A 25035-nucleotide genomic window follows, 5' to 3' on the forward strand; every position below is an offset into this window, starting at 1 on the left:
AGCTGCTTGCCCGCAGCAATCGCGGGGCAGCATGAGAGTTTATCAGTTGCCTCAACCCGTGTGAGGTTAAACCTTTGCGTGTGGGTGCAATGTATCGGAATAAATTTCGGTCGGATACTGTCCTGTAAAACAGGCTAAACATTGACCACAGTTTGCTTCACTATCTGAGCGTCCAATTCCTTTCATTAGCCCTTCAGTTGATAAAAACGATAAAGAATCGGCCCCCATTATTTCACGCATTTCTTCAATCGAGTGTTGGGAAGCAATTAATTCTTCTGTTGTCGATGTATCAATGCCGTAAAAACAAGGATTTTTAATCGGTGGTGAACTAATGCGAACATGAACCTCAAGAGCACCAGCTTCACGTAACATATTAACGATACGCCGACTCGTTGTCCCACGAACAATTGAATCATCAATCATGACTACCCGTTTACCTTCTACAACACCACGCACTGCCGATAGCTTCATCTTAACGCCTTGCTCACGTAATTCCTGTGACGGTTGGATAAACGTTCGGCCAACATATCGGTTTTTGATCATGCCAAGCTCATATGGAATACCTGTTTGTTCGGCATAACCAATCGCCGCTGAAATACTAGAATCAGGCACACCTGTAACAACATCTGCTTCGATAGGTGATTCGATTGCTAGTTGTTTTCCTAGATTTTTCCGGGCAGTATGAACATTAATTTCATCGACATTACTGTCTGGACGTGCAAAATATACATATTCCATTGAGCAAATCGAACGAGCCGTTTTATTGACAAAACGTGTGGAACGTAATCCATTATCATCAATAATGACAAGCTCCCCTGGTTCCACTTCACGCTCATAAGTGGCCCCAATTACATCAAACGCACATGTTTCAGACGCGACAACATAGGCATCACCTAAACGTCCAATCGATAACGGACGCAAACCATTCGGATCAAGAGCGACCATCATCTGTTTTTCATTCATAATCGTAAAAGCATAAGCTCCTTTGAGCATCGCTAATGAATTGCGTAACTGCTCTTCTAAGCTATAAAACCCACTTCTTTTGATTAAATGTGCTAAAACTTCCGTGTCTGAGGTCGATTGAAAAATACTCCCTTGTGCTTCTAGTTGGCGTTTCATATTATTAGCGTTTACGAGATTCCCGTTATGAGCAATCGCGAGACCGCCTGTTTGAGAGCGGAAAAGCAGGGGTTGCACATTTGCGAGACCCCCACCTCCTGCTGTTGCATACCGCACATGACCAATGGCTGATGTCCCTTGTAACTCAGCCAAAGTTTCCGGACGGAACACATCGTTTACGAGACCTAAACCTTTATGAATTTTTAAATGCTCGCCATTTGAAACAACGATCCCTGCTCCTTCTTGACCACGATGTTGTAAGCTATGAAGTCCATAATACGTAATCTGTGCGGCATCCTTATGACCCCAAACACCAAACACACCACATTCTTCATTTAAGCCTTTGATTTCAGCAAACATGGGATAGCCCCTTTCCAAGATGTCACAATTTCTTCTTGAGTGGCATCAACCACGATCTTACTTGACTCATCCGTAATCACTAAACGCGCTTCATCAGTTACTTCACCGACTAGAGTCGCTTCAGCAACAGCCGCTTCAAAGGCAAGACGATTTTCTGGTTTTACCGTAACGACAAAACGAGATTGGGTTTCACTAAATAGAACCGTGACAACATCTCCTGCTAAAGTAACTCTCGCCCCAACATTTCCTGATGTCATTTTTTCAGCTATTGCGACACTTAGTCCACCTTCTGCAACATCATGGGCTGATGCAACAAGGCCTTGCTGAATGGCCGCTAATAATTTCTTTTGTCTTGCTTTTTCCACTTCTAAATCAAGAGCTGGTGCTTTTCCAGAGATTTCGCCTTCTAAAAGTTTTTGTAATTCACTACCGGCAAACTCAGGCTTCGTTTCCCCAATCACATATATCAAATCGCCCGCCGCTTTAAAAGCTTGGGTCGTAATATGGTCAATGTCTTCGATTAAGCCAACCATTCCAATAACAGGTGTTGGGAAAATCGCTTCCCCATTCGTTTCATTATATAAAGAGACGTTTCCACCAATAACAGGTGTTTCGAGCGTACGACACGCTTCACTCATTCCGTCTGTTGATTTTTCTAGCTGCCAGAAAATTTCTGGTTTATCCGGGCTACCATAATTTAAACAATCCGTCACACCAAGTGGCACACCGCCTGAACATACGATGTTACGAGCTGCTTCAGCGACAGCAATCTGGCCGCCCACTTCTGGGTCCAAATATAAGTAACGAGAATTACAATCAGTTGTCATCGCAAGAGCTTTACGTGTATCACGAATCCGAACGACCGCAGCATCTGAACCTGGGCTAACAACTGTATTCGTTTGTACCATGTAATCATATTGGTCGTATACCCATTCCTTACTCGCAATCGTTGGCTGAGCTAATAACTTTAATAATGTTTCCTTTTTATCTTCAATCACTGGAATCACTTGCTCAAGCTGTTGGAATTTTTCGTAATAAGCTGGTACAGTTGATGGCTTATGATAAACAGGTGCATCCTCAGCTAAAGCATCGACTGGAATTTCTGAAACCACTTCTCCTTTATGTAAAAGGCGAAGTTTCTTATCATCAGTTACATGGCCTACTTCGGCCCAAAGCAATCCCCAACGCTCAACAATTTCTTTAATTTCATCCTCTTGGCCTTTTTTGATAACTAGTAACATTCTTTCTTGAGATTCTGAAAGCATCATTTCATATGGTGTCATGCCAGCTTCTCGTTGCGGAATTAAATCAAGATTCATTTCAATTCCTGACCCTGCCTTACTTGCCATTTCTGCTGAAGATGAAGTAAGTCCGGCTGCTCCCATATCTTGAATTCCAACTAACGCCTCACATTGGACAAGCTCTAGACAAGCTTCAAGCAATAATTTTTCCATAAACGGATCGCCCACTTGAACCGCTGGTCGTTTCGCTTCTGAACCTTCACTTAATTCTTCAGAAGCAAAGGTAGCTCCATGAATTCCGTCACGCCCTGTACTAGCACCAACATACATAACCGTGTTGCCAACACCTTTTGCTTGGCCTTTTTGAATATCTTTATGATTAATTAAACCGACACACATTGCGTTTACAAGTGGGTTGCCGTCATAACAAGAGTCAAATTGAACTTCTCCTCCAACCGTTGGTACACCGACACAATTTCCATAACCAGCAATGCCAGCAACAACTTCCTCAAATAAATAGCGCACTTTTGGAGAGGTTAATTCTCCGAAACGTAATGAATTTAATAACGAAATTGGACGAGCTCCCATCGAGAAAACATCGCGTAAAATTCCACCGACTCCTGTTGCAGCTCCTTGATAAGGCTCAATCGCGGATGGATGGTTATGACTTTCTATTTTGAAAACAACCGCCTGCTCATCCCCAATATCAATGATCCCCGCCCCTTCTCCAGGACCTTGTAAAACCTTTTCACCATCAACAGGGAATTTCTTTAACAGAACCTTCGAATTTTTGTAGCTACAATGCTCAGACCACATAACAGAGAAAATTCCTGTCTCAGTGTAATTCGGTGTACGTCCTAAAATTTGTTCCACAAGGGCAAATTCTTCATCTGTTAAGCCCATATCACGATACAATTTTTGTTCCTTTACTTGTTCAGATGTTGGCTCAAGCTGTTGTAACATGAGTTTCCCTCCAATTTCGTAACATCGATTGAAATAATTTTAATCCATCGGCACTACCCAAAATCTCTTCTACCGCACGCTCTGGGTGTGGCATCATTCCTAGTACATTTCCTTGTTCATTCGTAATTCCAGCAATTTGATTTCTAGACCCATTAATCGCATCAACGTAACGGAAAACGACTTGATTATTCTCTTCTAATCTCGCAAGTGTTTCTTCATCACATTCATAGTTTCCTTCCCCATGAGCAACAGGAACATTAATAACTTCACCTTTTGTATAACCAGCTGTAAACATCGTGCTAGCATTTTCAACTTGTAACTGAACCGGACGACAAATGAATTTTAACCCTTCATTTCGTTTCATCGCTCCAGGTAAGAGACCTGCTTCAAGAAGAATTTGGAAACCATTACAAACGCCAAGTACAGGTTTACCAGCATGAGCCGCTTCGATGACCGCGTTCATCACTTTTGAAAAACGAGCAATTGCCCCTGAGCGGAGATAATCTCCGTATGAAAACCCACCAGGTAAAAGAATTCCGTCAAAACCTTCAAGTGAAGCCTCATCATGCCAAACATATTCGACTTCCGCTCCTAAACCATCCTTAATTGCATGGTACATATCTGAATCACAATTGGATCCAGGAAAAACGATTACTGCAAATTTCATGATGGCACGACCTCCTCGATTTCAAAACGATAGTCTTCAATCACTGTGTTCGCAAGAATCTTTTCGCACATTTCCTTAACACGTTCTTCTACATTTTCCGTTTTTTCTAATTGAAGTTCCAAATATTTACCGATACGCACTTCTTGAACTTCTTTATAATCCATCGTGTGAAGAGCTCCCTTAACTGCTACTCCTTGTGGGTCTAACACACTTTCTCTTAACGTGACAAATACTTTTACTTTCAACATGGATAAGTCCTCCTAGAATGGTTTTTATGATTTAGTGAAGTTTACGAATGTTGCGTGAGTCGAGCTAAAATCTCAGCGTAACCATCTTGCAAATTACCTAAATTGCGACGGAATAAATCTTTATCAAAGCGTTCATTTGTATCTTTATCCCAAAGACGACATGTGTCAGGCGAAATTTCATCTGCTAAAAGAAGTTCACCTTCCACCGTCCGACCAAATTCAAGCTTGAAATCTACTAAACGAATGTTAATTTCAGAGAATAAAGCAATCAAATGTTCATTTACCGCTAATGCCATCTCTCTTAATTGAGCTACCTCTTCATCTGATGCTGCCTCAAGTAGTTCAATATGGGCTTCTGTAATCAGCGGGTCTCTTAAATCATCATCTTTATAATAAAATTCAACAATCGGCTTTCCGAGCGGGGTTCCCTCTTCCATTCCAAGACGCTTTGCCATACTTCCTGCAATAATATTACGAACAACCACTTCTAATGGAACAATTTCAACCTTTTGCACGAGCTGTTCTGTTTCCGATAGCCGCTCAACAAAATGGCTCTCAATTCCTTTATCCTTTAACTGAGTAAAAATAAGAGAAGAAATTTCATTATTTAAACGAGCTTTCCCAGCGAGTGTATCTTTCTTTTCGCCATTAAAGGCTGTTGCCTCATCCTTATATTCAATCCAGAGGATATTTGCTTCATTCGTTTGATAAATCTTTTTCGCTTTTCCTTCATATAGGAGTTGTTGTTTTTCCATTTGGAGCCTCCACTAAAGTAATAGTTAAAAGTCAAAAAACACAGGTAAATGCGATATGCATAAATATTAAGAATAATCAAAAGCAATGAGTGGTAACCAATGTAAGACAGTCGTTCTTTTTAATTGGTTTACTCCGCCAGCTCCATGCCCTACACGTTCCGCGGGTGAGTCGGGAGCCCCTCGAATCGCTACGGGGTCTCCAGGCATTAAGCTCGCACCGCTTGGTTAAAGAAAAATCAGTTGAAGCCATAATGGCTCATTTAATGAATAACCTAATTGTCTTACTCATCAATTCCTAAGCGTGTAAAGATCGTGTCAACATGCTTTAAATGATGCTCGTAGTTAAAGCACTCCTCAATTTCTTCTGGTGATAATACAGAAGTAATTCGTTCTTCAGCTTCCACTAGTTCACGGAATTGAATACCCTTTTCCCATGCTTCCATCGCTTTTGGTTGAACGAGGTCATACGCTTCTTCACGAACAAGACCTTTATCAATTAAAGAAAGAAGTACACGTTGTGAGTAAATTAAACCGTATGTTCTTGTCATATTGCGTTTCATATTTTCTGGGAAGACGGTTAAGTTTTTCACGATATTTCCGAAACGATTTAACATATAATTCAAGGCGATTGTCACATCTGGTAACAGAATACGCTCTGCTGACGAATGGGAAATATCACGCTCATGCCATAATGGAACATTTTCATAAGCCGCTAACATATGTCCACGAACAATACGAGCAAGACCTGTCATATTTTCTGAACCAATTGGATTACGTTTATGTGGCATTGCAGAAGAACCTTTTTGACCTTTTGCAAAAAACTCTTCCACTTCACGTGTTTCACTTTTTTGTAACCCACGAATTTCAACTGCAAATTTCTCAATTGACGTCGCAATAAGGGCTAATGTGCTCACATATTGAGCATGACGATCACGTTGTAAGGTTTGCGTTGAAATCGGTGCTGCCTCTAAACCTAATTTTTCACAAACTAATTGCTCAACCGCCGGGTCAATATTGGCATACGTTCCAACCGCACCAGAAAGCTTTCCGACACGAACGGTCTCAGCTGCTTGTTTAAAACGTTCGATGTTACGTTTCATCTCTTCGTACCAAAGGCCAAGCTTTAATCCAAAAGTTGTTGGCTCAGCGTGGACACCATGCGTACGTCCCATCATTACCGTATATTTATGATCTTTTGCTTTGTTTTTAATAATCTCTAAGAAATTTTCTAAGTCATGTAGTAAAATTTCATTTGCTTGTTTTAATAAGTAAGAAAGGGCCGTATCTACTACATCTGTAGACGTTAAACCGTAATGGACCCATTTACGCTCTTCGCCAAGCGTTTCCGAAACAGCGCGAGTAAATGCAACGACATCATGACGTGTTTCTTCTTCAATTTCTAAAATACGGTTTACATCAAAGCTTGCATTTTCGCGAATTTTTTGTACATCTTCTTTTGGAATTTCGCCAAGCTCTGCCCATGCTTCACAAGCAACAATTTCAACTTCTAACCAAGCTTGATAGCGGTTTTGGTCCGTCCAAATATTTCCCATTTCAGGTCTCGTATAACGTTCAATCATAATTTAATGCCTCCAATTATCTTTTTCGTACCTTCTTTATTATGAGCGTTCATCTAATTTTTGCAATGCCTCTTCAACGGTTTTAGCCATTACGGTTAAATGTCCCATTTTTCTTTTTTCTTTTGCCTCGGCTTTTCCATATAGATGAAGCTTTATATCATTAAATTGCTCAATATTGGCTAAAACTTGCGGCAAGTCCTCACCTAAAATGTTTTCCATCACGACCGGATTATGCAACGTTGTTTCTCCAAGTGGCCAACCGCTAACCGCACGAATATGTTGTTCAAATTGAGAAGTTTCACAAGCCTCAATCGTATAATGTCCAGAGTTATGAGGTCTTGGGGCAAGTTCATTTACAAAAAGGGTACCATCAGAGCCGACAAAAAATTCAACAGCGAGCGTTCCGACTAACCCGAGCCCTTCCGCAATCGTTAAAGCCATTCTTTTGGCAACATCTTGAATGTCCTGTGAGACCCTTGCTGGAACAATGGAACGATATAAAATATTGTTACGATGGATGTTTTCCGCTACTGGGAAAGTCTTCACTTCTCCAGTCGTTGACCGAGTAACGATTACCGAAACCTCACATTGAAACGGAATCCAAGCTTCTAATACTAGTTCACCGTGCTTGAGTAACCTTCTCGCCGCTTCATTAAGCTCCTCATGATTGTTGACAACCGCTTGCCCTTTGCCATCATAACCACCACGACATGTTTTCAAAACAGCTGGAAATCCGATATCTTCACCAGCTTGTGTAATCATTTCCTCCGCTAAAATAGCACGATGCGGAGCGACTTTAACACCTAATGCTTCAATCGCTTGCTTTTCCTTTAAACGATGCTGTGTGATTTTCAACAATTTATCCCCTTGTGGGAAAAAACATTGTTCAGCCATCCAGCCAGCTGTCTTCTGGTCAATATTTTCAAACTCATATGTTATAAGATCTGACACATCTGCGAGTAGTTTTGCCCCATCTAAATCGTCATAACCTTTTTCGATTTGGACATCTGCTATTTGCCCACAAGGTGAATCAGCCGTTGGTTCTAGTACAGCAATCCGATACCCCATCTGTCTTGCTGCCATCGCCATCATTCTTCCAAGCTGACCCCCGCCAATAATTCCAATAGTTGCTCCTGGTGTTAAAGGCTGACTCATAATGTATCACTGCTTTCTAACACTTTTTGTTCCGTTTGTTTTCTTCTTTTTTCTAAACGTAATTGAACTTCTTCATTAAAAGAGCCAATGATTTGAGTGGCAAGTAAACCAGCATTTGTTGCTCCTGCCTTCCCAATGGCGACTGTTGCAACTGGTACACCACCTGGCATTTGTACGATCGATAATAAGGAATCTAATCCTTGTAGAGCTTTTGACTGAACGGGAACACCAATGACCGGTAACGTCGTTTTAGCAGCTACCATTCCTGGTAAATGGGCAGCTCCCCCAGCTCCAGCAATAATCACCTTTAAACCTCTTACTCTTGCTTCTTCTGCATATTGAAACATTAAATCAGGTGTACGATGAGCGGATACAACCTTTTTCTCATAAGGAATTTCAAGCTCTTCTAATACGTCACAGGCATGTTTCATCGTCTCCCAATCAGATGTACTTCCCATAATGACACCGACAACCGGATCCATATTCAATCTCTCCCTATCCAACAATCTATTATTTTCCTTGGTCAATCCTTTACTTAAACATAAAAAAACATAGAATTAGGTTCTTTATCATCGATCTTTTCGAGAGAAAGTAAGCTAATTCTACGCTTTTTATCCAAACGTAAATCATTCATTTTAGGACATTAAGATGAATGAATGCCGAACTTTCCCTCATAGTCTAATAATTTACGGTTATTAGGTAGAAACTTTTGGGCCATATCCCCAAGGATTATATGAGGTAATTTCGTATTTGTGTTCTTTTCACCTTCATCTTACAAGTAACTCACCGTGATGTCAACGAAAAATCGAACATTTACTATCATAAAATAATTATCGTTCGTCTTCTTTTAATAACCCTTCAAAGACAATCACTTGTTTTATCGGCTCATAGTGGACATTTTGACCTTGTTTCTCCTCCGAGAATACAGGTTTCTCCATTCTCCTTATCGGTCTATACCCCATTTTATCCATCCGTTCAAGACAACCAGCAATCGACTCCCCCTCCTGAACCTCAAACTTCATTTTTTTCTTTTGACTCACATACATTCCCCCTATATGAACATTACTTATGTTGTTTTCTTTTTTTGTTCGGAATTTCATGCCCGACATACACCATATTGTAGTGTGTCTGAGGAAGACTGACAACACCTATTAAAGAGGCGACTGAAAAATAGTTTACTCGTAAATAGGTGGTTACATTAGTTAGCTTACTCCGCGAGCTGCATGCACTACGTGTTCCGCGGGTGAATCGGGCATTCCGCTCGCTCCGTTTTGGATTATAAAAAAAACAGTTTGAGCTATGTACGACTATTTACTTAGAAACCAAATTCCTTAGACTTTCTCTAAAAGATGAGATGAAAATTTTTTCAGTGGCTTCCCCATTACATTTTGAGCGACATCGTGACGTCAATCATCGGAACTCGGAATGAATCTACTTTTATTTTCAAAAATTTCATTGTAGTTCGTATCTGCTTGAAGGGCTCTTTCTTCTTGTTTTATTCGAATCGAAAGGACGACTCCATTTAAAATCGTAAACAAAAAGGCCGTCCAATACGCTTGAAAAATAATAGGTAAACTGATAATCTCGACAGCCACGACCACATAATTAGGATGCCTCATAAAATGATAAGGTCCCTTAGTCACAACCTTCGCCCCCGGCAAAATCATAATTCGTGTATTCCAAAAACGCCCGAGCGATGACAAAGCCCAGACCCGAACAATTTGAGCACTGATAAATAGACAAAACGGAATCGCCGCCCATTTCACCATTTCAGGTTGCTTCACTGCCATTTCACTAATTAAGGAAAGAAAGAAACCTACATGCAATAAGACAAGAAAAGGATAATGTTCTTTCCCCACTTCAAATCCTCCTTGGCTCTCGATCCAACGTTTGTTACGATTGGCAATCATCAACTCCAACACTCTTTGAAACACAATAGAGCCAAGGAAAATATAAATCCATATACTCAATGAACTCCCTCCCACTTTAGCAGAACAAGTTCGGAACAAAAGCCTGGTCCTAACGCCGCCATTAAACCAATATCACCTGATTGCCGTTCCTTTTTCATACATTCTTCGAGTACATATAAAACAGTTGGCGACGACATATTGCCATTCATTCGTAATACATCTCTCGCTTCCTCTGTTAAGGTCGTCGGAATCGCCAGCGACGCTTCATAAGCATCAAGTACCTTTTTCCCACCTGGATGAGCAACAAAAGAATCAATTTGACCTATTTCTAAGCCGTACTCATGCAAAAAACCTTCTACATTTGGTTTAAACCAATTTTCCACGACACTAGGAATATCACGCGAGAATACAACATGAAGGCCTGTATCCTTCACATCCCAGCCCATAATCCCCTCTGAATCTGGCATTAGAGTCGAATGTGTTGCAGTAATCGTTGGACGAAGGGGATTTTTTGCCTTTTGTATTAATGAAGAATGTTCCCCACAAATTAACGCACAAGCGACACCATCAGCAAATAGAGACGCACCGATTAAATTACTTTTTGATCGGTCATTTTTTTGAAAAGTTAAGCTACAAAGTTCAATACAACAGACCAATATATTTTGCTCTGGATACGCACGAGCATATTCAAAGGCACGACTTATTCCAATTGCCCCACCGGCACACCCTAATCCCCATAACGGAATTCTTTTTGTATGAGGGGAAAAGTTCATTTGATTCATAATTCTTGCATCTAAGCTCGGCGTCGACATACCTGAACTCGTCACCAGTACAATCGCATCGATTTCTTTTTCTTCAATTGGCTCTTTGAGGAACGCTTCATTTTGTAGGCAAGTCTTTATAGCTTCGACCCCAAATTCGGTGGCGAGTTCGATGTATAAATCATTACGTTCCTGTAAAGTATGACTTTCCTCAAACCATTCAATTGGAACAGCAAAATGTCGCTCATCAATTTGCCCATTTTTAAAAACGGGCAGCAATCGATTAATATCTGAAAAACTTTCACTAAACAATTCCTTCGCAAACTCCATCGTTAAATCCTGAGTCAACCTATTGGGCGGACGAAAGGTTCCTACCGATAAAATACTAACCATAATTAAGCCCCTATCCTTATTTTGATAGTTTAGGTTTTCCAGTATTAGTTAATTTATTCTAGTTTGTACCTTCATGTCGTCTCGGTTTCCAGTTTATTACTTCTTTTCTGGTTATACGTACCGTAATATAGAACAACTTGGATTTTCATTACCTAATGTGCTTTTTTCGCACCGTAATTTGACTCTGCACGGTTTTTCATTACTTATTCACATTTTTTCGCACTCTAATTCCCCACTCCGCACTTTTTCATTACTTATCCACTCATTCATCCCTCCATACTTCAAAAACTCCTAAAATCAACACAAAAAACCCACAGCCAACGTCAATTGAATGTGGGTTCCGTTTTTATTTCTGCTTTTCCAATCTTTTTTGAAAATGCTCGCGCCATTCTTGGGAAAGTTGTCTCACTTTGACAAGCTCCTGCCAATCTTCTGATGTCGCTTCTTTCCAATACCTTGCTTTATTTACGTCCAAAACCGTCGGATTCTTAGCATGGCGCTCCACTAGTTCCAACTCGTCTCCCACACTCACCTCTCCATCATGCAACACGCGGGCATAGTAGCCACTCCAGCCTTTTTCATTCACCCATAAAGCCATTTTTGGCTCATTGTGTTTTAGGCCAATTTTGTAACAAGGGGAACGTGGTTGGCTAATTTCAAGTAAGACGTCTCCAATTCTATACACATCACCTATTTGCACATCTTGCTCGCTTAACCCAGAAACCGTTAAATTTTCACCAAAAGCTGATTGCCCTGGATTTCGACCAAGTTTTTCTTCCCAATAGGAATAGTGTTCAGCCGGATATAAACAAATCGCCATATCCACTCCACCATGATGAACTAGATCGGATTGCGTGTCACCGATAATCCCTAATGAATTCACCTGTACTGTTGAAAATAGTGGTTCCTTATATATACTCGTTTTGACTGGTTTACCATTCATCATGACTTCCCTTGGCTTTCCAACATAAATGCCTTCAATTGTTATCGACATGGCTGTTCCTCCTTATGTTCTCCCTCGTTTTTACATTTGCTTTGGTGCTTTGACTCCAAGTAATCGTAATCCTTCTTTTAAGACAATCGTCACGGCTTTCACTAAGGCTAAACGAGCTTCATAATGTTCGTCCTCCACTAAGATTTTGACATGACTGTAATATTTATTAAATTCTTGAGCCAACTCTAGGACATATTTGGCTACCTTTGATGGGTCCCTTAATAGGAAACTTCTTTCCACGACATGCGGAAAATGATCGACAAGCTTCAGAACGGCCCAACTATACGAATCGTCCAAACCACCTTCCGGAGACGATACTTCCCCAAGCTTCGCCTTACGCAAAATTGAGCCAGCTCTTGCATGTGTATATTGGACATAAGGACCCGTTGTTCCTTCAAAACGAAGCATATCTTCTAATGAAAATTCGACATTATTCTGTTTTTCATTTTTTAAATCATGGAAAATAATCGCCCCAACCCCTACTTGTTTGGCCACTTCGTCTTTGTCTTCAAGATTTGGGTTCTTTTCATTAATATTTTGCTTCGCTAAATCGATTGCTTCTTTAATCACTTCCTCTAATAAAATAACCCGACCTTTTCTCGTCGACATCTTGCGGCCATTTTGTAAAATAAACCCGAATGGGATATGCTCCATTTCCTTGGCCCAATCATAGCCAAGCTTTTCTAATACTAATTTAATTTGTTGAAAATGTAAGCTCTGTTCATGGCCGACCACATAAAATGATTTAGAAAATTGATACGTATTTTGTCTATAAATGGCGGCGGCTAAATCTCTTGTTGCATAAAGGGTCGCTCCATCTGATTTCCGAATTAAACAAGGCGGTAAATTCTCCTTCTTCAATGAAACAACGTCCGCTCCATCTGAACGTTCTAACACATTTTTATTCTCTAGTTCTTTAATAACCCCGTCCATTTTGTCATTGTAAAAAGCTTCCCCATGATAGGAATCAAACGGGACATCTAACAGCTGATAGATTTTCGCAAACTCTTGTAATGATTCATCCTTAAACCAATTCCAAAGCTCTGTTGCTTCGACATTCCCATCTTCTAACCTCTTAAACCAAGCTCTTGCTTCATCTTCAAGCTCTCGGTTCTCCTCTGCTTCTTCATGGAACTTCACATACAAAGCAAGTAGTTCCTTAATCGGATTCCTTTTAATCATATCAGGATCGCCCCATTTTTTATAAGCAGTAATGAGCTTACCGAACTGTGTACCCCAATCACCTAAATGATTAATACGAACGACCTGATAGCCATTTTTCTCAGCAATCGTAGCCAGTGAATTTCCGATCACAGTTGAACGTAAATGCCCCATTGAAAAAGGTTTTGCAATATTGGGTGAAGAGTAATCTATCGTCAGCACTTGGCCTTCACCTATCGATTGAGCACCAAAACACTCCTTTTCAGCTAAAACCTTCGACAAAATACTCTTGCTCATTTCCGCTCGATTTAAAAACACATTCACATAAGGCCCTACCGCGACCACCTTGGAAAAAACGGATGCCTGAATTTGGTTAGCCAATTGTTCAGCGATTTTAGCTGGAGCTTGCTTCAACTGCTTCGCTAAAACAAAACAAGGGAAAGCTAAATCTCCTTGCTCCTCAAATTTAGGCTTCTCTATTAATCCCTCAATCTCCTCTTTCTTTTTTACACCATTAATCGCCTTTTCTATTTTCTCTGCATATAGTTGCTTTGCTTCCATTATCTCTACACCTCTTTCATTTTTTTCACAAAAAAATCCCGTCTCTATTATTTAGAGACGAGATTTACCCGCGGTACCACTCTGATTGTTCAAAATACGAACCTACTTTCAACTAGATAACGGCTAGCACCGGCAATCCCTACTAGTTATTTCAGGATGCATCTCAGAAGTGCGCTTCATCATGGTTTCGTTATTAGGCTCACACCAACCCTAACTCGCTTAAACTACCCCATCACTACTCTCTTCCTCACAGACAAATATATTTCTAGATATTATACTCAAAAAGTTTGCAGCTGGCAAATGGAAGTTTTCTCTTTAGAGTAGATTCGTTTCATTTAAGAGAAAATGGGGAAAATACAAACTATTAAAGGAATTCCCAAAAGGAGCGGAGCAATGAACGAACAAAAAATATACGATATGATCGGTGTAGGAATTGGTCCATTTAATTTAAGTCTAGCTGCCCTTATTGAGCCTATAGATGAAATAGAAGCTCTCTTTTTCGAGCAATCAGATTCCTTTGAATGGCATCCTGGAATGTTAATTGAGGGAATGGACTTACAAACTCCCTTTTTAGCGGACCTCGTCACATTCGCTAACCCACAAAGTCCTTATACATTTGTCAATTATTTGCACGAACATAACCGTTTATACCAGTTTTATTTTTTTAATCGATTTGATATTCCTCGTAAAGAATACAATGAATACTGTAAATGGGTTCTCTCTCAGCTCAAATTTTGCCACTTTGGTCATCAAGTGGTTGATGTACTCGATCATACCAATATAGAAAAGCCGTATTATGAAGTTGTTGTTTTCCATCCTAAAAATGGTAAAAAGCAATCTTACTACTGTAAACATCTCGTTTTAGGGACGGGCGGTGTTCCTAATGTACCAGATGGTTTTGAAGGTTACCCAAGTGAAGATGTCCTTCATACGAGTCAATATCTTGAGTACGAAAAGAATTTAAAACAAAGTAAATCGATTACAGTTGCTGGCTCTGGACAGAGTGCCGCGGAGGTTTTTTATGATTTATTATTGGAACAAAAATATTATAACTATGAGCTAACTTGGTTCACGCGCTCAGGTGGTTTTTTTCAAAAAGAAGAGGCCAAGCTTGGGACTGAAGTTTTCTCACCAGAATATGTTCATTATTTTCATCATTTGCCATTTGAGCAACGGTTGGATGCACTTGATACGCTTGATCCCGTCCGAAATGGTGTCGATCCAAAAATCTTAAAAGGCATTTATGATTTACTCTACAATCGCTCGATTCAGCAAGAGCTTGCCGTCACCATTCAACCAACGACTGAGTTGAACGGCATCAAAAAGGCAAATAAAACGTATCAATTATCGTGTACACAATGGCAAGAAGATCACGATTTTACGTACGAAACAGAAAAGCTCATACTCGCCACAGGCTACAAACCAAAACTACCTGATTGGCTAAATCGATTTGAAGATAAAATCCTTTGGGAAGATGACAAGCGTTTTAAAGTAACAGAAGATTACCGCCTTACCTTTAAAACAGAACGAAAAAATGCTCTATTCACCCTCACAAACATCGAGCATTCGCACGGGGCTAGTGCCACAAATCTCGGACTCTCTGTTTTACGAAACCAAAAGGTCATTAACACGATTGCTGGACGTGAGATATACCCAGAACCTACAAAGGCTGTCTTTCAGCAATTCTCTCAAAAGTTGAATTAACCTTCAGCTATCTTTTTTCCCCTTTAATGAGAAGACTTGTTTAAAAAAAGGGCCAAAGGGAATAGCCTTTATAAGCAACTCCGAAAAGAAAAAGCCTTGAAGGAGGAACATAAAATGACAACCGATAAAAACAAAACAAGAAAAAATGATCCTGATAAATTTAAAAAAGACAAAAAATCTCAAGAGGAAGTCGATCAATTGATCATGCCGATTGATGACTTACCACTTGAAGAAATAGAAGAAGAAATGAAAGACGAGCGGAACAAAAAGAAAACAAAAAACCGTTCATCTAGTGATAAATCATAACCTAAAAAACCATGTTCCCTTGGAGACATGGTTTTTCTACTCTGTTCTATGATTTCTCCCTCTTGTCACACCCTCTTCTTGAACCTTATAAACCTCCCAAGATTTATATTAAATCTCTTGCATCCAATCTCCTCGATTCCTATTTCCCTATGTAAATATGATATGATTTTAATAAAAGTATTAATCGTAAGAAGGAGTACTCTTTATGAGCATCATTGAAAAATTTCAAACATTCATTATTTTATTAGCAGTAGGAATTGGACTGCTTTTTGGTCAAGTCCCCTATATCGAAACCCAAGCAGGTTCATTCATTTTGCCGTTTTTATTGTTCATGTTATACGGTTTATTTTTAACAACTCCCATTGATAATCTTAAAAAAGCTTTTAAAAACATTCCCTTTTTAAGCTCAAATGTACTTATTAACTTTATTTGGACGCCTATTCTCGCTTGGTTACTAGGGGCTGTCTTTCTATCCGATCACCCGGCATTATGGCTTGGGTTTATTTTGCTGCTCGTCACACCTTGTACAGATTGGTATTTAGTTTTTACTTCGATTGCGAAAGGAAATATTGCTTTATCCACATCTGTCTTACCCGTTAACTTAATTTTACAAGTCATTCTATTGCCTGTTTATTTTTTTATTTTTGCTGGTACGATGGAGACGGTCGCCTTTTCATCGATTATTGAAAGTGTTGTTTTCGTACTGTTACTTCCTCTTTTCTTAGCGGCAGTCACACGCTATCTATTCAAAAATAGACAGAACATACTCCAAGAAAAGATCATACCGTTTTTTGCAACATCACAAATCATCTTTTTATCATTGGCGATAGTCGCAATGTTCGCTTCACAAGGCTCCTATTTATTAGCAAATTTAGAGGTTATTTATTTATTACTGATTCCTTTATTGCTTTTCTTTAGTATCAATTTTATTGTGGCTCAAACAGTTGGTAAGGTTCTCAAATTTTCATTCGAGGACACGACAAGTTTAAATTTAACGATTATCGCTCGGAATTCACCGATCGCCTTAGCTATCGTCGTCATAGCCTTTCCCGAACAACCTCTTATCGCCTTAGCACTAGTGATTGGTCCACTTATCGAACTGCCGGTCCTTGCCGCCGTCTCACAAATTTTATTAATGATGAAAAAAAGAACAGTCGCGTAAGCTGTTCTTTTTTGATGCTCTTCAATTAAAGAAATGCCTCTAATGTCCAACAATAGTAAAATGCCCTAAAACTTGTTTTATTGGACAATCTGGTAGCTGCTGTTTCCCTATTTGTCTTAGAACCTTGGTTTATAGGACAAACCGATAACACTCCTTCCCTTGTTTGTCTTAGAACCTTGGTTTATAGGACAAGTCGATAACATTCCTTCCCTTGTTTGTCTTAGAACCTTGGTTTATAGGACAAGTCGAAGCTAAACTTTCTTTATTTGTCTCAGAAACAGGTTCTATAGGACAACTTTCTACAGATGATTCTCTCTTTATGTCCGATAAACCCTAATACACGTCCAAATCCAAACTACCTAACTCACTAGAAACTCCTTAAACCAAAAAAAACCCTTAGATAAAACTATCTAAAGGTAAATACATCGCAAATATTTAGTATCGAATCTATCTTTATTTCGTTCCAGTTGAACCGTGTCCACCACGGTTTTCATTCTCAAGTTTTTCAACTTCTACAAATTCGATCGCTGGCATTTTTTTCATGATTCTAAATTGACAAATCCGATCATTTTTCTCAATCACCGTATCTCTTAAGGCATATGCTGGGAAAAACCACTGATCATTATCGCCTTTATACGATTCATCGATAATCCCCATAGAATTCGTTTGGATAATGCCGAAATTCTTGAACGTGCTTGAACGCGGAACAACATGGCCTTCATATCCTTTTGGCAACTCCATCGCAATTCCTAGTGGGATTAATTTAAATTCATCCTTTTTAAACTCGATTGTTTCGGCTGCACGTAAATCAATCCAATCGCCTTGAACGATTTTATCAGCCTTTACAAGATTATCATTAAAATATTTAATTCTAATTTGCTCTGTTGACATCTTATTCTCCTTTTTCGTAACAAAGAAAATAGGGACTAAATTCACTAGTCCCTCTCTCTTTTTAATAATCGTAATCTGACTCGTCCATATCCTCAACAACTGAAAGCAAGTAACCATTTCCAACCGTTGAGAAGAAATCATGATTCGTTGTACCTGTCGATAATCCATTAATGACAATCGGATTCACATCATCCGCTGTATCCGGAAATAATGGAGATAACCCAAGGTTCATTAACGCTTTGTTTGCATTATAACGTAAGAAGACCTTCACATCCTCTGTCCATCCGACTTGGTCATAGAGGGAGGCTGTATATTTCACTTCATTCTCATATAATTGATACAACAATGAATAAGTCCACGTTTTTAACGATTCTTTTTCCGAATCGGATAGTTTATTAAATCCGACTTTGAATTTATAACCGATATACGCCCCATGTGCCGATTCATCGCGGATAATCAACTTAATGACTTCAGCTACATTGATCAGTTTCGCTCTACCTAAATAATAGAGTGGGGTATAAAAACCAGAATAAAAGAGGAATGATTCCAAGAAAACACTTGCTACTTTTTTCTCTAGAGCTGAACCATTTCTATACACTTCATCAATAATACGAGCCTTCGTTTGCAGAAAATCATCTTCACGTGCCCATCTAAAAATATCTTCAATTTCCTTCTTCGTATTTAACGTACTAAAAATCGAAGAGTAGCTTCGTGCATGCTCAGACTCCATAAATTGAATGTTATTTAACACCGCAATTTCATGTTGAGTTTTCGCATCCTTCCTTAGTGCATCAATACCTGATTCTGATTGAAGAGTATCAAGCATCGTTAGACCACCAAATACTTTCTCCACTAAACGCTTTTCTTCATCGGGTAACTTTGTCCAATCTGAACGATCTTTCGATACTGGCATACGAGTCGATAACCAAAATTGTTCCGTTAACTTCTCATAGGTGATTTTATCGATCGCGTCTTCTATATTATTCCAATTGACCGCTTCATAAGCTGCATAGTCCGTCACCAATTAAAACCTCCCTAAATGCTGCACGATTCACAATAGTTGGCACCAACTTCAGTTCCATCATCCGTATAGGTTCTAATATAGTAAACGGATTTAATGCCTTTTTTCCATGCATAGTTTCTTAAAATATTTAAGTCTCTTGTTGTTTTTTTCGTCGGATACTCACTGTTAACTTTCCACTCATATAGCCCTTCTGGTAATTCAGATCTTAAAAATAAGGTCATACTTAATCCTTGGTCTACATGCCTTTGTGCGGTCGCATACGTATCAATAATCTTTCGTTGATCGATATCGTAAGCAGACTCGTAATGTGGAATCGTTTCACTCGTTAAATAAGGGGCTGGATAATACACTTTCCCACGTTTACCCTCTGTACGTTCCTCAATCCTTTGCGTAATCGGATGAATTGAGGCGGTTGCTTCATTCACATAAGAAATCGAGCCAGTAGGGGCCACAGCGAGTCGGTACGCATTATAAATCCCATGTTCCATTACGGACGCTTTAAGCTTCTCCCAATCTTCGTGACGAGGAATAAAGATATCTTCAAAGATTTCTTTTATTTTCTCATGCTTAAACGAAAAGTCCTCTTCCGCTAAATATTTATCAAAATACTCACCTGTTGCATATTTAGACTTTTCAAAATCGTAAAAGGTTTTTCCTGTATCAATCGAAACTTGATTACTTTCGACGAGTGTCCAATAGTTTAATAACATAAAATAAATATCCGTAAACTCGATCGCTTCAGGAGATCCGTAATAAATCTGGTTTTTCGCTAAGAAACCATGCAAATTCATCGCTCCAAGACCGACTGAATGATACATATCATTACCATTTTTTACAGAAGGAACGACATCAATACTTGAATGGTCTGTCACATATGTTAAAGCACGAAGCATCGTTCGTACCGATTTCCCAAGGTCAGGAGATTTCATTAAGTTCGCGACATTTGTTGAACCTAAATTACAACTAACATCATTTCCTAATTGAGCGTATGTCTGGTCATTATTAATCATAGAATCCTTATGCACTTGAAAGATTTCAGTACAAAGATTTGACATAATCACATGTCCATCAATCGGATTTTCACGATTAACCGTATCGATATTAATAATATACGGATAGCCACTCTCATTTTGAAGATTACTAATTTCCGTCTCTAAATCTCTCGCTTTGATTTTCGATTTTCGAATTTCAGGGTTGTCGACCATGTTGTCATATTCTTTGGTGATATCTACATAAGAAAAAGGCTTGCCGTACACTTTTTCCACATCATGTGGTGAGAATAAATACATAAAGTCATTGCTTTTTGTTAGTTCATAAAATTTATCAGGCACAACGAGGCCAAGCGATAAAGTCTTAATTCTTACTTTCTCATCCGCATTTTCTTTTCGGACCGATAAGAAATCAACAATATCAGGATGGAAAATATTCAAATAAACAACCCCGGCACCATCTCTTGCTCCGCCTTGATTGGCATAAGAAAAAGCATCCTCAAACAATTTCATGACAGGTACTACCCCATCAGCTAGTCCATAAATGCCTCTGATTGGATCATTATTTGCACGGACGTTCGATAAACTAATTCCAACTCCGCCACCTAATTTAGATAGTTGTAATGCTGAATTAATACTTCTACCAATGGAATTCATATCATCGGAAACCGTTAATAGAAAACACGACACCATTTCACCTGATCTCTTTTTACCGATATTTAGGAATGTTGGAGTGGCTGGTTGATAACGTTGGTTAATTAATTCCTCCGCTAAATCTAAAGCCAATTGTTCATCCCCATCCGCAATCGAAAGAGCATTAAAAGCCAAACGATCCTCATATCTTTCTAAAAAACGCTGCCCATCATCGGTTTTCATCGCATATTGGGAGTAAAATTTATAAGCCCCCATAAAAGAACGAAAACGAAACTTATGATTATAAATCGATTTAAATACTTTTTTAACAAACTTTCGGTCATATTTATTTAAAAAATCCTCTTTTATATAGTCATTCTCAATCAAATAATCGAGCTTCTCATCTAATGAATGAAAAAAGACAGTATTCGGATTTACATATTCTAAAAAATAAGCTTTCACGGCTTCTCTATCTTTATCAATTTGAATCTTGCCTTCCTTTGGCAAGTTCAATAGATTGTTTAAGGTAAAATACGTATCCTCTTTTACCTTTTTACTTAATTCCGGTGCCTGCATAGTGGTTCAATTCCTCCTTGAAATTCAGTAAGTCATTATTCGTCCCACTAAATTCAAATGTATATAATAATGGCTTATTATACTTTTTGGACAAGTCCTTCGCATTAAAACAATAATCCCCATCAAAATTCAAATTACCACTACCTACGAACCCGATTAAATGGCTCCTATTCATTTGATAATCAATAAATGAGCTAACTACCTCAGTAATTTGCTCGTCATAGCTAGGGACAACGACAATAAAAGGTTCATCGATTTTTTCATAAGGGTCGCTGTAATTAATTTCAACAGATTTCTCACCTGTTTTTTCCACAAATTCTCTAACATTCCCCGTTAAAGAAAGATAGGCAATGAGCAATTTAATTCAACACCAATTCTTTTAACTTATCTGGTTGAAATCCTGTAAATGGTTCTGTCCCATCCGCCACAACAACTGGCATTTGACGTAAATTTAGGGTATTCACAACATAATCAAAAGCCTTTTGATCTTCTTCAATATTAAAAGCTTGAAACTCAATACCTTCTCCATTTAAAACGACTTTTGTCATTTCACATTGCGGACAACCGTTTTTTGTATACACTGTCACTTTTGACATAATTATGACCACCATTCTTTTATATTATTATTCATATTCATAAGCAAACCTAGACAAATTAAAGAGATAAAGCCCTATTCTATAAGCCTCTCGATCATATAGAAATATTTTCGTGAGTAATAGATTTGTTTTATCTACTTATATCGTATATACTTTTAAAAGTGTGCGAAATTAGGGCTTGACAAATCCTTCACCATCGTCAATATATTGATGTTCTTATCACATATTAACACAATATATAGCGACTAACAACAAATTTAATTCGACTCTCTCATAAAAAAAAGATTTTAAAAAATCGCATATTTCTTTCTCTCATTTCACTCTTTCCCCTCATTTAATTGAGAACAAACACCCGATTATTTTATTATTTATCGACTCTTATAATAGGACATTCCCTTTTAAATTTAGAACATTTTTTTAGCATCAATCGACAAAACTCTACGTATGGCCTATGACATTTAATAGGATATTTATGACTTATTGCATCCATATTTTATTCATGCTACAATTTTATTATTATTTACGGAAAGGAATGATGGGTGGACGATGGATAACTAACCTATTTTTTACATTTGAAATCGTATATTTCAGATTATAAAACATAGGATTAGTCTGCCCATTTTTCTATAAACGTTTGAGCTATATGATTATATGGCTTCATTTAGGTACGTTAAAATGCGACTAATCCTTCCATGTCTATTGGGAGGATTTTTTTATTCTCCTAAAAAAGAAGGGGGAAATTTTAATGAAAGAATTATTACAACTACAAAATATCAGCTATGAAATAAATGATCAGACTATTTTTGAGAAGGTGAACACAAATATTCAACAAGGGGATATCATTGGGATCATTGGAAAAAATGGAGCTGGGAAATCGACTTTGTTACAACTATTAAATCGTGATTTAGTCCCGACAACAGGGCAAATCAAGCAAATAGAAAACCATCTCAAAATCACGATCGTTGAGCAAGAAACCGAATCCCATTCTTTTGATAACATCACCAATCAAGAAGAAATCCTATTAAAGAAATGGGATGTACCAGTTCGCTTTTACGCACAATTAAGTGGCGGAGAAAAGTTAAAAGCACGCCTTGCTAGAGGTTTAGCAAAAGGAACCGACCTTTTATTACTCGACGAACCGACCAATCACCTTGATCAACAAAGCTTAGACTTTTTAACAAAACAACTAAAAAGTTATCACGGTACCGTTATTTTAGTCTCACATGATCGCTATTTTTTAGATGAAGTGGCAACAAAAATTTGGTCCATTGAGCATAAAAAGGTATACGTCCATACAGGCAATTACTCAAGTTATATGGAAGCACGCGAACAAAAAAGACTAACACAGCAACGTGAATACGAAAAGCAACAAAAAATGGTTGAGCGCATTGAAGGACAAATGAATCAGTTAACCTCATGGGCTCAATCAGGTCATGCACAATCGACTAAAAAAGAAGGCTTCAAAGAATATTATCGTGTTAAAGCAAAACGTCTAGATTCACAAGCGAAATCCAAGCAAAAACGATTAGAGAAAGAACTAGAAAGAATCAAAGCTCAACCACTTGAGCCTGAATATGAAGTTCAGTTTTCGATGGAATCCACCCACAAAGTTGGGAAAAGATTTTTAGAAGTCAAAAATCTAGCTAAAACATTTGGCAAGCAAATCCTATTTCAAAATGTTCATTTTACGATTCAACACGGTGAAAAAGTTTCCGTAACGGGGCCAAATGGAAGTGGAAAAACAACTTTTTTGAAAATGATTGTTGGAGAAGAGACTGGAGAAGGGGATATTTGGATTTCTCCATCAGCTAAAATAGGTTATTTAACACAGGAGGTATTTGACCTTCCCCTTCGGCAAACGCCAGATCAACTATTTTATCAGGAAACTTTTTCAGGAAGAGGTCATGTCCAAAATTTAATGAAACATTTAGGCTTCAGTGCTTCGCAATGGACAGAACCGATTGAAAATATGAGTATGGGTGAACGAGTGAAGGTTAAGTTGATGAAATATATTTTAGAAGAAAAAGATGTCCTTATATTAGATGAACCAACCAATCATTTGGACCTACCTTCTCGTGAACAGCTTGAAGATACTTTGGCACAGTATACAGGAACACTGCTGATCGTTTCCCACGATCGTTATTTTCTCGAAAAAACAACTGACATCAATCTTATTTTTTCTGAGAAAGGTATCTACAAGCAGCTGAATGGAAACGAATCCTCACCCAAAACAAATGATGTTGAAGAATTAAGGTTAAAACTTGAAACAGAACGACAGGAAGTGTTAGGTAAACTGAGCTTTATGAGCCCTAGCAGTAAAGAATATACAGAACTCGATCAAAAGTTTAATGAACTTACTAAAAAAATAAAGGAACTTTCTTAAGAACCACCCAAAAACACCTCACTCTACTTGATTGGGGTGTTTTAACAATCGTTCAACGGTTCTATGTTCTTTATCAAATTTAATCACCCCTATTAGAAGGAGACTAAAAACGTACATTGGCACAACGACAATCAACGTGACTTCTAATAGTTTAAATGCTCCATCATTAATAAACGATGTAAGCATGACACCTAAAACTAAAACGAGGAAAGCAACTACAATTAAAGTACTCTTTTTTAAAGCAAACCATTGCATCATCACTAAAGATATCGCTACCCCCAAAAACAAGATGAGTGTAAGTAATAAGGTAAGCCAAATAATCGTCTCCATATTCAAGGTCAAACTGCCTTTATACTTTGATGAGTTATACCAAATAAAAACATATAACACACATAAAACAGCATTTATCATCGCAAATCTTCTTTTCCCTAAACATAAATAAATAAAAGGACTGGCCATTATCATAATCAAGACCCACATCATTATCGCGTCACTTAGCAACAATAAACCTCCTTCAAAAGTAAATATTTTGTTAATCATTATTCGTTATTAATGTTTTTATCTCCTTTTTATATCAAAAGGAAATCACAAAAAAAGTTCGTTCTCATAATATGTTCACTCCTTATCTTATCTTAAATTTTTTTTCAGGATTGTATAGAAAGATCGGTAATATTATGGTGAATTATTCAAGATATATACAAAAACACTCTTGATATGGTCTATTACCTTGTTGTCTCTCATTAGCTTCCTTTTAGAATGTTATAAAGTGAGTGGGAAGACACCGGTTTCCTAGATCGGGACAGCATCCTCACGCAAGCCGCTGTGGGGTCTCCCGTGTTTCACTTTTCCCGCAGGAGTCTCCGGGTATTCCGCTGGCTCCGTTTTAGTCAAACAAATACCAGC

24 protein-coding genes, 1 riboswitch and 1 other annotated feature are annotated in these 25035 nt (G+C 38.4%); of the genes, 4 read left to right on the forward strand and 20 right to left on the reverse strand.

The annotated features are described in order from the left end of the window. Window positions 1–66 precede the first annotated feature (66 nt). The 14 genes from purF to argS all read right to left on the reverse strand — a co-directional run bounded on the left by purF (window position 67) and on the right by argS (window position 13868). Window positions 67–1479, reverse strand: a complete 1413-nt coding sequence (gene purF, locus AA0017_RS16395; RefSeq protein ID WP_413376180.1) for an amidophosphoribosyltransferase — start codon at window positions 1477–1479, stop codon at window positions 67–69. After that, on the reverse strand, window positions 1455–3683 hold the full coding sequence (gene purL, locus AA0017_RS16400; protein ID WP_413376182.1) for a phosphoribosylformylglycinamidine synthase subunit PurL: 2229 nt from the start codon (window positions 3681–3683) through the stop codon (window positions 1455–1457). Before purL ends, purF begins: the two co-directional genes overlap by 25 nt. Beyond that, on the reverse strand, window positions 3667–4350 hold the full coding sequence (gene purQ / locus AA0017_RS16405) for a phosphoribosylformylglycinamidine synthase subunit PurQ (RefSeq protein ID WP_413376184.1): 684 nt from the start codon (window positions 4348–4350) through the stop codon (window positions 3667–3669). The genes purL and purQ overlap by 17 nt, the downstream gene beginning before the upstream one ends. Beyond that, complete coding sequence (gene purS / locus AA0017_RS16410; RefSeq protein WP_003321566.1) at window positions 4347–4598, reverse strand: phosphoribosylformylglycinamidine synthase subunit PurS; 252 nt, start codon at window positions 4596–4598, stop codon at window positions 4347–4349. The genes purQ and purS overlap by 4 nt, the downstream gene beginning before the upstream one ends. A gap of 41 nt (window positions 4599–4639) precedes the next feature. Then, window positions 4640–5353, reverse strand: coding sequence for a phosphoribosylaminoimidazolesuccinocarboxamide synthase (gene purC / locus AA0017_RS16415; protein WP_413376186.1), 714 nt, complete (start codon window positions 5351–5353; stop codon window positions 4640–4642). A 66-nt stretch (window positions 5354–5419) separates the two neighbouring features. After that, complete coding sequence (locus AA0017_RS16420; RefSeq protein WP_413376188.1) at window positions 5420–5560, reverse strand: hypothetical protein; 141 nt, start codon at window positions 5558–5560, stop codon at window positions 5420–5422. 74 nt (window positions 5561–5634) lie between these two features. Next, complete coding sequence (purB, locus tag AA0017_RS16425) at window positions 5635–6933, reverse strand: adenylosuccinate lyase (RefSeq protein WP_413376190.1); 1299 nt, start codon at window positions 6931–6933, stop codon at window positions 5635–5637. Between the two features lie 39 nt (window positions 6934–6972). Continuing rightward, on the reverse strand, window positions 6973–8088 hold the full coding sequence (gene purK, locus AA0017_RS16430) for a 5-(carboxyamino)imidazole ribonucleotide synthase (RefSeq protein WP_413376192.1): 1116 nt from the start codon (window positions 8086–8088) through the stop codon (window positions 6973–6975). After that, a complete protein-coding gene (gene purE, locus AA0017_RS16435) occupies window positions 8085–8570 on the reverse strand; it encodes a 5-(carboxyamino)imidazole ribonucleotide mutase (protein ID WP_413376194.1) in 486 nt (161 codons plus the stop codon). Before purE ends, purK begins: the two co-directional genes overlap by 4 nt. A gap of 172 nt (window positions 8571–8742) precedes the next feature. Further along, window positions 8743–8845, reverse strand: a riboswitch (purine riboswitch). A 73-nt stretch (window positions 8846–8918) separates the two neighbouring features. Further along, window positions 8919–9128, reverse strand: coding sequence for an NETI motif-containing protein (locus AA0017_RS16440; RefSeq protein ID WP_413376196.1), 210 nt, complete (start codon window positions 9126–9128; stop codon window positions 8919–8921). Window positions 9129–9494: 366 nt separating this feature from the next. After that, a complete protein-coding gene (locus AA0017_RS16445) occupies window positions 9495–10058 on the reverse strand; it encodes an isoprenylcysteine carboxyl methyltransferase family protein (protein ID WP_413376198.1) in 564 nt (187 codons plus the stop codon). Beyond that, the gene (locus tag AA0017_RS16450) at window positions 10055–11152 is read right to left on the reverse strand and encodes a type III polyketide synthase (protein ID WP_413376200.1); all 1098 of its coding nucleotides are present in this window, start codon (window positions 11150–11152) and stop codon (window positions 10055–10057) included. Before AA0017_RS16450 ends, AA0017_RS16445 begins: the two co-directional genes overlap by 4 nt. A gap of 346 nt (window positions 11153–11498) precedes the next feature. Further along, complete coding sequence (locus AA0017_RS16455) at window positions 11499–12146, reverse strand: MOSC domain-containing protein (protein ID WP_413376202.1); 648 nt, start codon at window positions 12144–12146, stop codon at window positions 11499–11501. A 30-nt stretch (window positions 12147–12176) separates the two neighbouring features. Next, complete coding sequence (gene argS / locus AA0017_RS16460) at window positions 12177–13868, reverse strand: arginine--tRNA ligase (RefSeq protein WP_413376204.1); 1692 nt, start codon at window positions 13866–13868, stop codon at window positions 12177–12179. Between the two features lie 50 nt (window positions 13869–13918). Next, window positions 13919–14128 (reverse strand) — a binding site (T-box leader). Between the two features lie 133 nt (window positions 14129–14261). Between argS and AA0017_RS16465 the strand changes: the two genes are divergently transcribed. From AA0017_RS16465 to AA0017_RS16475, 3 genes are all read left to right on the forward strand, one after another. Next, window positions 14262–15572, forward strand: coding sequence for a lysine N(6)-hydroxylase/L-ornithine N(5)-oxygenase family protein (locus AA0017_RS16465; protein ID WP_413376205.1), 1311 nt, complete (start codon window positions 14262–14264; stop codon window positions 15570–15572). 114 nt (window positions 15573–15686) lie between these two features. Beyond that, window positions 15687–15878, forward strand: a complete 192-nt coding sequence (locus AA0017_RS16470; protein ID WP_413376207.1) for a hypothetical protein — start codon at window positions 15687–15689, stop codon at window positions 15876–15878. 205 nt (window positions 15879–16083) lie between these two features. Beyond that, on the forward strand, window positions 16084–17040 hold the full coding sequence (locus AA0017_RS16475) for an arsenic resistance protein (protein WP_413376209.1): 957 nt from the start codon (window positions 16084–16086) through the stop codon (window positions 17038–17040). Window positions 17041–17493: 453 nt separating this feature from the next. Here AA0017_RS16475 and AA0017_RS16480 read toward each other — a convergent pair whose 3' ends face one another. The 5 genes from AA0017_RS16480 to AA0017_RS16500 form a co-directional block, all read right to left on the reverse strand. Next, window positions 17494–17931, reverse strand: coding sequence for a dUTP diphosphatase (locus tag AA0017_RS16480; protein ID WP_413376211.1), 438 nt, complete (start codon window positions 17929–17931; stop codon window positions 17494–17496). A gap of 61 nt (window positions 17932–17992) precedes the next feature. Further along, window positions 17993–18952: a class 1b ribonucleoside-diphosphate reductase subunit beta gene (nrdF, locus tag AA0017_RS16485; RefSeq protein WP_413382657.1), complete on the reverse strand. Its 960-nt coding sequence runs from the start codon at window positions 18950–18952 to the stop codon at window positions 17993–17995. 14 nt (window positions 18953–18966) lie between these two features. Then, window positions 18967–21153, reverse strand: a complete 2187-nt coding sequence (gene nrdE / locus AA0017_RS16490) for a class 1b ribonucleoside-diphosphate reductase subunit alpha (protein WP_413376213.1) — start codon at window positions 21151–21153, stop codon at window positions 18967–18969. Further along, window positions 21131–21511, reverse strand: a complete 381-nt coding sequence (gene nrdI, locus AA0017_RS16495) for a class Ib ribonucleoside-diphosphate reductase assembly flavoprotein NrdI (protein ID WP_413376215.1) — start codon at window positions 21509–21511, stop codon at window positions 21131–21133. The genes nrdE and nrdI overlap by 23 nt, the downstream gene beginning before the upstream one ends. Window position 21512: 1 nt before the next feature. After that, a complete protein-coding gene (locus AA0017_RS16500; protein ID WP_003323099.1) occupies window positions 21513–21749 on the reverse strand; it encodes a glutaredoxin domain-containing protein in 237 nt (78 codons plus the stop codon). A 745-nt stretch (window positions 21750–22494) separates the two neighbouring features. Here AA0017_RS16500 and abc-f point away from each other — a divergent pair. After that, the gene (abc-f, locus tag AA0017_RS16505; RefSeq protein ID WP_413376217.1) at window positions 22495–24132 is read left to right on the forward strand and encodes a ribosomal protection-like ABC-F family protein; all 1638 of its coding nucleotides are present in this window, start codon (window positions 22495–22497) and stop codon (window positions 24130–24132) included. Between the two features lie 18 nt (window positions 24133–24150). On the opposite strand, the gene AA0017_RS16510 is transcribed toward abc-f, so the two are convergent. Continuing rightward, on the reverse strand, window positions 24151–24633 hold the full coding sequence (locus tag AA0017_RS16510) for a hypothetical protein (RefSeq protein WP_413376219.1): 483 nt from the start codon (window positions 24631–24633) through the stop codon (window positions 24151–24153). Between the last annotated feature and the right edge of the window lie 402 nt (window positions 24634–25035).

This window comes from Alkalihalobacillus phoenicis, from assembly GCF_047302405.1.
Taxonomy (GTDB): domain Bacteria; phylum Bacillota; class Bacilli; order Bacillales; family Bacillaceae_D; genus Alkalihalobacillus.